The sequence below is a fragment of the Mesorhizobium sp. M2C.T.Ca.TU.002.02.1.1 genome (assembly GCF_003997225.1).
Genome location: NZ_RZTO01000184.1, coordinates 1 through 8,930, shown reverse-complemented (window position 1 = coordinate 8,930; position 8,930 = coordinate 1). Strand labels below are relative to the sequence as shown.

11 protein-coding genes are annotated in these 8,930 nt (G+C 61.6%); 10 read left to right on the top strand and 1 reads right to left on the bottom strand.

The window, feature by feature from the left end:
* The 4 genes from EOD07_RS12575 to EOD07_RS12560 form a co-directional block, all read left to right on the top strand.
* Window positions 1-104: S-adenosylmethionine:tRNA ribosyltransferase-isomerase (locus EOD07_RS12575; RefSeq protein WP_164772212.1), on the top strand; the 104-nt coding region annotated here is incomplete at its 5' end.
* Window positions 94-363 carry a hypothetical protein gene (locus EOD07_RS12570; protein WP_040987169.1) on the top strand — a complete coding sequence of 90 codons (270 nt, stop codon included), beginning with the start codon at window positions 94-96 and terminating at the stop codon, window positions 361-363. The genes EOD07_RS12575 and EOD07_RS12570, both read left to right, overlap by 11 nt.
* Window positions 356-1,486: a tRNA guanosine(34) transglycosylase Tgt gene (tgt, locus tag EOD07_RS12565; RefSeq protein ID WP_127235675.1), complete on the top strand. Its 1,131-nt coding sequence runs from the start codon at window positions 356-358 to the stop codon at window positions 1,484-1,486. Before EOD07_RS12570 ends, tgt begins: the two co-directional genes overlap by 8 nt.
* 199 nt (window positions 1,487-1,685) lie before the next feature.
* Window positions 1,686-3,056, top strand: a complete 1,371-nt coding sequence (locus tag EOD07_RS12560) for a hypothetical protein (protein WP_127235674.1) — start codon at window positions 1,686-1,688, stop codon at window positions 3,054-3,056.
* Between the two features lie 48 nt (window positions 3,057-3,104).
* Here the strand turns inward: EOD07_RS12560 and EOD07_RS12555 are convergent, their stop codons facing one another.
* Complete coding sequence (locus tag EOD07_RS12555) at window positions 3,105-3,524, bottom strand: DUF4864 domain-containing protein (protein ID WP_127235673.1); 420 nt, start codon at window positions 3,522-3,524, stop codon at window positions 3,105-3,107.
* A gap of 320 nt (window positions 3,525-3,844) precedes the next feature.
* Between EOD07_RS12555 and EOD07_RS12550 the strand changes: the two genes are divergently transcribed.
* The 6 genes from EOD07_RS12550 (at window position 3,845) to EOD07_RS12525 (ending at window position 8,766) form a co-directional block, all read left to right on the top strand.
* A complete protein-coding gene (locus EOD07_RS12550; protein WP_127235672.1) occupies window positions 3,845-4,081 on the top strand; it encodes an Lrp/AsnC ligand binding domain-containing protein in 237 nt (78 codons plus the stop codon).
* Window positions 4,082-4,251: 170 nt separating this feature from the next.
* Window positions 4,252-5,664: a circularly permuted type 2 ATP-grasp protein gene (locus tag EOD07_RS12545; RefSeq protein ID WP_040987175.1), complete on the top strand. Its 1,413-nt coding sequence runs from the start codon at window positions 4,252-4,254 to the stop codon at window positions 5,662-5,664.
* 55 nt (window positions 5,665-5,719) lie between these two features.
* Complete coding sequence (locus EOD07_RS12540; RefSeq protein ID WP_127235671.1) at window positions 5,720-6,079, top strand: four helix bundle protein; 360 nt, start codon at window positions 5,720-5,722, stop codon at window positions 6,077-6,079.
* A gap of 63 nt (window positions 6,080-6,142) precedes the next feature.
* Window positions 6,143-7,084 (top strand): alpha-E domain-containing protein, encoded by a 942-nt coding sequence (locus EOD07_RS12535; protein WP_127235670.1) that lies wholly within the window; start codon window positions 6,143-6,145, stop codon window positions 7,082-7,084.
* Window positions 7,085-7,105: 21 nt separating this feature from the next.
* Complete coding sequence (locus EOD07_RS12530; protein ID WP_127235669.1) at window positions 7,106-7,900, top strand: transglutaminase family protein; 795 nt, start codon at window positions 7,106-7,108, stop codon at window positions 7,898-7,900.
* A 134-nt stretch (window positions 7,901-8,034) separates the two neighbouring features.
* A complete protein-coding gene (locus tag EOD07_RS12525; RefSeq protein WP_127235668.1) occupies window positions 8,035-8,766 on the top strand; it encodes a peptidase in 732 nt (243 codons plus the stop codon).
* The last annotated feature ends 164 nt before the right edge of the window (window positions 8,767-8,930 follow it).

Genomic DNA, 8,930 nt, shown 5'->3' with positions numbered 1-8,930 from the left:
CAATGCGCTCGGCCTATGCGCATGCCATCGAGAACCGCTACAGGTTCTATTCCTATGGCGACGCCAGCCTGCTTTACCGGGCGGAGACGAGCGATGGACGATGACCTCGAGAAAATGGACCGCGATGGGCTGATCGCGGAAGTGAAGAAGCTGCGCGCCGGCATCCGCGCGCATCGCGATACGAGCGGGCACGATCTGTGCTGGCATCATCCCGAGCTCTGGGACCTTTTGCCGGAAAAGACCGAGCCGTCGATCGCCGTGCCGCCCTGGCCGAAATTCATGCGCGGCTGCATTCGCTACCGGCAATCGCTCGACGAGCAAGCGCCCGAGGCGCCGGTGCACGACAAGGAATTCAATGGCTGAGACTTTTTCCTTCAAGGTGCTTGCTACCGACGGCAAGGCACGGCGCGGTCTCGTCTCGATGCCGCGCGGCGAGATCCGCACACCGGCCTTCATGCCGGTCGGCACCGGCGGCACCGTTAAGGCCATGTATATGGACCAGGTGCGCGGCGTCGGCGCCGACATCATCCTCGGCAACACCTACCATCTGATGCTGCGGCCCGGCGCCGAGCGCGTGGCCAGGCTCGGCGGCCTGCACGAGTTCGCCCGCTGGCCATATCCGATCCTGACCGACAGCGGCGGCTTCCAGGTCATGTCGCTGTCGAAGCTCAGGAAACTGACCGAACAGGGCGTCACCTTCCGCTCGCATATCGACGGCGCGCCTTACGAGATGTCGCCCGAGCGGTCGATCGAGATCCAGGGACTGCTCGATTCCGACATCCAGATGCAGCTCGACGAATGCACCGCGCTTCCGGCCAAGCCCAAGGAGATCGAGCGCGCCATGGAATTGTCGCTGCGTTGGGCCGAGCGCTGCAAGGCGGCGTTCGGCGACCAGCCTGGCAAGGCGATGTTCGGCATCGTCCAGGGCGGCGACAGCGCGCCGATGCGCGTGCTTTCGGCGCAGGCGCTGAAGGCGATGGACCTGAAAGGCTATGCTGTCGGCGGGCTGGCGGTCGGCGAGCCGCAGTCGGTGATGCTGGAAATGCTCGACATCACCTGCCCGGAGCTGCCGGCCGACAGGCCGCGCTACCTGATGGGCGTCGGCACACCGGACGATATATTGAAATCGGTGGCGCGCGGCATCGACATGTTCGACTGCGTGATGCCGACGCGCGCCGGCCGCCATGGCCTCGCCTATACGCGCCGCGGCAAGGTCAATCTCAGAAACGCCCGCCATGCCGACGATCCGCGACCGCTGGACGAAGAAAGCGACTGCCCGGCGGCGCGTGATTACTCGCGCGCCTATCTGCATCACCTGGTGCGTTCGCAGGAAGCGCTCGGCGCCATGCTGCTGACCTGGAACAATCTGTCCTATTATCAGAAGCTGATGCAGGACATCCGCGCGGCTATAGAGGCGGGGGCCTTCGAAGAGCGCGCCGCGGGGATCACCGAAGGCTGGGCGAGGGGCGATATTCCGGCCCGCTGAGCGGCTGCAGGCCTCCGCTGAGCATGTGCGAACTATTTTGAAACGACTGCGACTATACAGATTGCCAGGATGATATCAGGCAAAGGCGGGGACCTTGCTCATCTCGGGACAAGCCGCAGCGTCAGGCGGGGCACAAACCAACCGCAAGAGCGGCGCTTCTGAGCCCGTTGCTGCCGTCCAACAGTGGACGGGAGCGGTATTGCTGGCTGTCGCCGCCATCGGGATGGCCGGCCTCGTCCTGCGGCTGCTCGGCGCGCGTGGCGATCTCTGGATGGACGAAATCTGGAGCTTGGTGCTGCTTGAACCGCTCACGTCGATCGAGCAGATATTCTGGCGCATAAATCACGACAACAATCATTTCCTCAATTCGATCTACCTCTATCTGATCGGCCCGGATGCTTCACCATTGCTTCAGCGCGGGCTGTCGATAGCGCTTGGTGTCGGCGCTGTCGTTGCTGCAGGGGCTGCTGCTCGCGGCCGGTGGGCCGCTGTCGCCACAAGCCTGCTGTTCGCCGTCAGCTATCCGATGGTTCACTACGGCTCGGAAGCGAGAGGCTATGCCGGCCTGGTGTTGTTCACGCTTCTTGCCGTCGTGCTCCTGGAACGCAGGCTCGACAAACGGGGTTCGGGCATCGCATTCGGGGTGATCGTCCTCCTCGGCTTTCTGTCTCACCTCATCATGGTGGAAACCGTGGCTGTCCTGGTAGCCTGGACCGCCTGGCTCATCTGGCGACGCACCGGCAGCTTCGATCGGGTCAATGTCGAGCTCGGCCAGATTTTCGCGCCCGCCTTCCTGGCCGTCCTGCCGCTCGCCGCCTGCATGCTCATTGGCAGACTGCTGTTTGGCTTCAGGATCGGCGGCGCCCTGCCTTTCTCGCTTCAGGCCTTCGCGCAGGGCTATGGCGGAATGATCCGCTATCTGTTCGGCGTGCCGGATTGGATCGGGGACTGGGTCTGCATTGCCGCCGCATGCGGCCTCGTTTGCGTCTGCGCCGCCATATGGCGCGACCGGCGGGCCAGCCTCTATCTGATCGGGATCGTGGGGCTGCCCATCGTCATGGCAATGGCACGGCTGCCCAATGCCGAATTTCAGCGTTATTTCCTCGTTCCGGCAACATTGATGCTGCTGTGGGCGGGCGAATTGCTTGGGCGTGGTTTCGCGGCTGGGGGCAAGTATCGAGTGTTGGCCGCGGCCGCAGTGGTGGCAATCCTTGCCGGCACGACGACGCTTCTGCTGCCATTCTACGAATATGGACGGGGATCGTACGCCACGATGGTCGACAAAATGACGCGTGAAGGCACGGCTGACTACGCCACCAACCAGGAGTTCCGGACCGTCATGATCGTCGACTATTTTGCCAAACGCCTGGGGCGCCAGGCATCGTTTGTCGCGAAGGACAAAATATGTGACGAACGTCCGTCCTGGCTGATCCTCGAAGGCGCCATCGACCGGCAACCGCAACATGTCGACGCCGTGCCGGATTGCATGTCGGCCTATGAGCGTGTCGATGCCTCGACGAGTTGGGGTCTTTCAGGCCTGGGCTGGACCCTGTATCAGCGCCGGGATTGAGTGCGGGCCCAGTCAAATTCCAGACATCGCGCGCTTTTCCTCGATTGCTCAGGTACTGACCGAAGTCGAGGCGCGCAGGCTGCAGCCGGTGATCTTGAAACTGCCGTCGGGCTGCTGCTGCAACGTATAGACGGCTTCATAGTCCTTTCCGTCGGGTCCGACGATCAGCACCTGCTGGACGATTGAACCGGGGGCGGTCTGCTCGACCCTGCCGAAGGAATAGGACTGGGGTTTGCGCACCGGCGCGTAGCCGTTCGTCACCATGTTCATGAAGGTGTCGACCGTCGGGAAGATCTGCTTCACGTTCGGCGCGGCGAAACTGTAGGCGGTGGCGCCGTCATCGGCGATGAAGGCCTTCAGCTGGCTGTCGATGACCGTCTGCGCGGCCTTGATCTCGGCGTCGCCGGCGAAGGCCATGGACGCAAGAAATATCGGAACGAGGGTGAGTGCGAACAAAGCGCGGCGCATGGCGTGCCTCCGGGAATTCGCGTTGCGAGGAACATCCTAACATACGCTGCGCGGGGTGCCGCGGTTTCACGATATTCGGAAGATTTCTTGCCGGCGCCGATGTCTACGATTGCGCAATTGCGGCAAGCGGTCGCCAGGGCGCAGGCCGCCTGATGCTTGAAAGCCGGGCGGCAGTCTGCCACAAGGGCCGCTTATTCGTTGGAACGGATCCGCTCCTGGGAATCGCCGACCCGTTCCAACCGTTTGTTTTGACGCAATTCCGGACGGAAAACCGCCAGGCACTTTTCCTGGAATTGCTCCGAGGTTGGCAGGACCGGGCAATGAAGGCATTTTTCGTGCAGATTAAATGCGATCTGGGCAAGGCCTATGAGGTCGCCAGCGCGCTCGCCGACGCCGAGACCGCCTCCGAGATCTACTCGACCGCCGGCAATTACGACCTGCTCGCCAAATTCTATGTCGACGACGAGGAAGACGTCGGCCATTTCGTCAACGAGCGGGTGCAGATTCTCCCCGGTATCAAGGACACCTTCACCATCGTGACCTTCCGGGCGTTCTGACGGGCCTTGACGATGCCCTGTCGGAAAGCAGGAGCTGACCAGGCCTTGCGGTCCGTGCCTTGATTTTAGGCAATTTGCATAGAGTGGCCGTCACGGCTTCCTAAATCACCGATTGCGCTTGATTTTCTCCGGCGGGGCCAGTGAAATGGCCTTCAGAGGGGAGTACGCGATTGGCAGCGTTCGACGAAATGCTTCCGGAAGTCTCCGGATTGAGAAGACCTTACGAGGCTTACGATCGCTGGCTGAAGGAGCAGGACCCGGCCAGGCTCACCCAGAAAATGCAGGACGCCGAGCGCGTCTTCCGCAAGACCGGCATCACCTTTGCCGTCTATGGCGAGCAGGAAGCTTCCGAACGGCTGATCCCTTTCGACATCGTCCCGCGCATCCTCTCCGGCCAGGAATGGCGGCGGCTGACGCAAGGCATCGAACAGCGCGTTCAGGCGCTGAACGCCTTCCTCGACGACATCTACCACCGCCAGGAGATCCTGCGCGCCGGGCGGGTGCCAAAGGATCTGATCGCCCGGAACGAGGCCTTCCTGCCCGAGATGATCGGCGTCAGGCCGCCGGCCGGCGTCTATACGCACATCATCGGCGTCGATATCGTGCGCATTTCGGAGAACGAGTTCTATGTGCTGGAGGACAATGCCCGCACGCCGTCCGGCGTCTCCTATATGCTGGAGAACCGCGAAACGATGATGCAGCTCTTTCCGGAGCTGTTCCAGAAGATCAAGGTGCGGCCGGTCGAGAACTACCCGCAGCTGCTGCGCCAGTCGCTCGCCGCCGTGCGGCCGCAAAGCGCTAAAGGCACGCCGACCATCGCGGTGCTGACGCCGGGTTCCTACAACTCAGCCTATTTCGAGCATGCCTTCCTCGCCGACCAGATGGGCGTGCAACTCGTCGAAGGGCAGGATCTGCGCGTCGTCGACGGCCATGTCGCGATGCGCACGACCGAAGGCTACAAGCAGATCGACGTGCTCTACCGGCGCGTCGATGACGCCTTCCTCGATCCGCTGACGTTCCGGCCGGACTCCGCGCTCGGCGTGCCGGGCATCATGGATGTCTATCGCGCCGGCAACATCACCATCGCCAATGCGCCCGGCACCGGCATCGCCGACGACAAGGCGATCTATTCCTATATGCCCGAGATCGTCGAGTTCTACACCGGCCGCAAGGCGATCCTCGGCAACATCCCGACCTGGCGCTGCTCGGAGCCGGACAGCCTCAAATATGTGCTGGAGCACATAAGCGAGCTGGTGATCAAGGAAGTGCACGGCTCCGGCGGCTATGGCATGCTGGTCGGCCCGGCGGCGACCAAGAAGGAATGCGAGGCGTTCGCCAAGAAGCTGCAGGCGAAGCCGTCGAACTACATCGCCCAGCCGACGCTGGCGCTGTCGACCTGCCCGATCCTGACCGAAAAGGGCCTGTCGCCCCGCCATGTCGACCTTCGGCCTTATGTGCTGGTCTCCGACCGTATCCGGATCGTGCCGGGCGGCCTGACGCGTGTCGCGCTTAAGGAAGGCTCGCTCGTGGTCAACTCTTCGCAAGGCGGTGGGACGAAGGATACGTGGGTACTCGATGATTAAAGAGCGAATAGAGAGTAGCGAATAGCGAGTAGGGAAAGAGGGGGATACGACGGCAATTAATTCCTACAGGGATCTCATCGTTTGGAAGGCGGCCTTGAAGTTGGCAGTGAATTGCTACTCGGCCACGAGGGGTTTTCCGAACAGTGAAGTATACGGGATGACCTCTCAGATACGACGCTCTGCGGCTTCCATCGCAGCGAATGTTGCAGAGGGTCATGGAAGAGAAAGTACAGGAGCCTTCATTCAATTTCTTCGCACGGCGCAGGGCTCTCTAAAAGAGTTGGAGACACATCTCATCCTGTGTGGAGAGGTAGGATTGATGGTCGAAGCGGAGGTCGCCAACCTGCTTGGTCAAACTGATGAGATCGGGAAAATGCTGCGTTCAATGATCCGGAGCCTGCAACAGAAGTCATGAAGTCCTTTTTCCCCTATTCGCTACTCGCTATTCGCTACTCGCTCGAGACGGGAGCAAGCTGAGATGCTTTTGGGCCGCACCGCCAACGGTCTCTACTGGATGAACCGCTATATCGAGCGGGCAGAAAACATGGCGCGCCTCGTCGATGCCGGCCTGCGCATGGCGCTGACGCGCACCCAGGATGCATCCGAAGAGTGGAATTCGGTGCTGCTCAGCGCGGGCTCGGATGTCGCCTTCAGCCAGAAATACCAGGACTATACCGCCGCAAACGTCTCAGACTTCCTGCTGCGCGATACCTCGAACCCGTCGAGCACCATGTCGTCGATCGAGACGGCGCGCAACAATGCCCGCATGGTGCGCACGGCGCTGACGCGCGAGACCTGGGAAAGCATCAACGAAGCCTGGATGTCGCTGAAGCGCATGCTGGCGAGGCCGATCGACGAACGCGACCTGCCGACGGTGCTCGACGCCATCAAGCGAGAGACGGCGCTGATCCGCGGTTCGTTCTACGGCACGATGCTGCGCAACGAGATCTTCGATTTCTCGCAGCTCGGCACCTATGTCGAGCGCGCCGACAACACGGCGCGCATCCTCGACGTGAAATATTATGTGCTCCTACCTTCGCTGTCCTGGGTCGGCTCGACGCTGGACAACTATCAGTGGGAATCCATTCTGCGCTCGGTGTCGGCGCACCGCTCCTATCGCTGGGTTTATGAAGCCGACTATAAGCCGACCAATATCGCCGACTATCTGATCCTCAATGTGCGCATGCCGCGCTCGCTGACCTTCTGCTACCGCTTCCTCGGCGAGCATTTGAAATTCCTTGCCGACGATTACGGCGAGCGCCATGCCTGCCATGCCACGGCCGAGAAGATCCAGGCGCTGCTCAAGAGAGGGTCGATCAAGGACATATTCGATCACGGCCTGCACGAGTTCCTGGCCGAGTTCATTCGCGACAACACCAGGCTGGGCGACGAGATCGCCCAGGACTACCGGTTCTATTGAGCACAGCCGAGGGCGAGCGCTATGCGGCTCAAGATCACCCACCGCACCGAGTACCGTTACGATCAGCCGGTGCAGTATCTGCTGCAGCGGCTGCGCCTGCTGCCTTCCAGCGGGCGCACGCAAACCGTCGGCTCCTGGGCGATCAAGGTGGAAGGCGCGCGCGAGGAGGTGCGCTTCACCGACCATTTCGGCAACGACACCCGGCTGGTGAGCGCCGAGAGCGGCCAAAACTCGATCACCGTCGAGGCCACGGGCGACGTGACCACACATGACACGGCGGGCGTGACGGGCCCGCATCAAGGCTTTGCGCCGCTCTGGCTGTTCGCACAACAGACGCCGCTCACCACTGCCGGCGACGGCATACGCGAATTGGCCGGCGCGGTCGGGCAGGGGACGGAGATCGAACGGCTGCACACGCTGATGGGCGCGATCCGCGAACGCGTCGCCTACAGACCGGGCACGACCAGCGTCGTGACACCGGCCGAAGAGGCGCTGGCGCTGAAATCCGGCGTCTGCCAGGACCACAGCCATATCTTCATCGCCGCGGCCGGCACGCTTGGTTTTCCCGCCCGCTATGTCAGTGGCTACCTGATGATGGACGCGGACGTGGAGCAGGCGGCCAGCCATGCCTGGGCCGAGGCGTATGTCGTTGGGCTCGGATGGGTTGCCTTCGACCCGGCGAACGGTATCTCTCCCGACGAACGCTATGTGCGGGTGGCGACGGGGCGCGACTATCGCGACGCCTCGCCGGTGTCGGGGATACTCTTGGGGCAGGCGCAAGAGAAGCTTGCCGTCACCGTCACGGTAGAGCAGTAATCTGCGCTGGAATCGCTGGAGCGGTTCAGCGTTTGATAGAATCGCCGAACCGCTCTATCTCTTTGTTTTCACGCAATTCCAGGCGGAAAACCGCTACACGCTTTTCGTGGAATTGCTTTGGCAGAAGAGTGACCATGACCTATTGCGTCGGCCTCAAGATCGATCGCGGGCTCGTGTTCATGTCGGACACGCGCACCAATGCCGGCATGGATTCGATCTCGACCTTCAAGAAGATGCATGTTTGGGAAGAGCCCGGCGAGCGCGTCATCGTGCTGATGTCGGCAGGCAACCTTGCCACGACGCAGGCGGTGGTCAGCCTGCTCGACGAACGCAACAAGGCCGTTGGCGATCGTCATCCGAAGCTGCTCGAAACCTCGTCCATGTACCAGACCGTGCGGCTGGTTGGCGACACGGTCAAGGAAGTCATCGAACATGCCTCGCCGAACGGCGACAAGGCGGATTCCTACTTCAATGCCTCCTTCATCCTCGGCGGCCAGATCAAGGGCAGCCCACCGCGGCTGTTCATGATCTACCCGGAAGGCAATTTCATCGAGTCGACCGATGACACGCCTTTCTTCCAGATCGGCGAGACGAAATACGGCAAGCCGATCATCATCCGGGCCTATGACCGGACAATGAGCCTGGCCGAAACGGTGAAGCTGCTTCTGGTGTCGTTCGACTCGACGCTGAAATCCAACCTTTCGGTCGGGCTGCCTCTCGATCTGCTGTTCCTGGAGCAGGATGCGCTCAGAGTGGGCCTGAACCGGCGGATCGGCCAGGATGATCCTTACTACCGCACCATTTCGGACGGCTGGTCCAACGCGCTGAAAATCGCTTTTTCAAATCTGCCGGATTTTCCGGGGTAGGGTTTTCCAGTCCCATCGTTGCTTCATCATATTTAACCTGTTAATCAAATCCGGCTCGATCGGCCGTGCCTTCGACGGCTGCTGGGAGGAAAATATGGACAACGAGGAATTCCGCGACTGGTCGAGGCGGGCGGCCGATTGGGGCGTCGATTACCGCGCCGGGC

What these genes read in the sequence shown, in the direction of transcription:
- EOD07_RS12570 (WP_040987169.1), top strand. Translation starts at nt 94, where the DNA reads ATGGACGATGACCTCGAGAAAATGGACCGCGATGGGCTGATCGCGGAA.
- tgt (WP_127235675.1), top strand. Translation starts at nt 356, where the DNA reads ATGGCTGAGACTTTTTCCTTCAAGGTGCTTGCTACCGACGGCAAGGCA.
- EOD07_RS12555 (WP_127235673.1), bottom strand. Translation starts at nt 3,524, where the DNA reads ATGCGCCGCGCTTTGTTCGCACTCACCCTCGTTCCGATATTTCTTGCG.
- EOD07_RS12550 (WP_127235672.1), top strand. Translation starts at nt 3,845, where the DNA reads ATGAAGGCATTTTTCGTGCAGATTAAATGCGATCTGGGCAAGGCCTAT.
- EOD07_RS12535 (WP_127235670.1), top strand. Translation starts at nt 6,143, where the DNA reads ATGCTTTTGGGCCGCACCGCCAACGGTCTCTACTGGATGAACCGCTAT.
- EOD07_RS12530 (WP_127235669.1), top strand. Translation starts at nt 7,106, where the DNA reads ATGCGGCTCAAGATCACCCACCGCACCGAGTACCGTTACGATCAGCCG.
- EOD07_RS12525 (WP_127235668.1), top strand. Translation starts at nt 8,035, where the DNA reads ATGACCTATTGCGTCGGCCTCAAGATCGATCGCGGGCTCGTGTTCATG.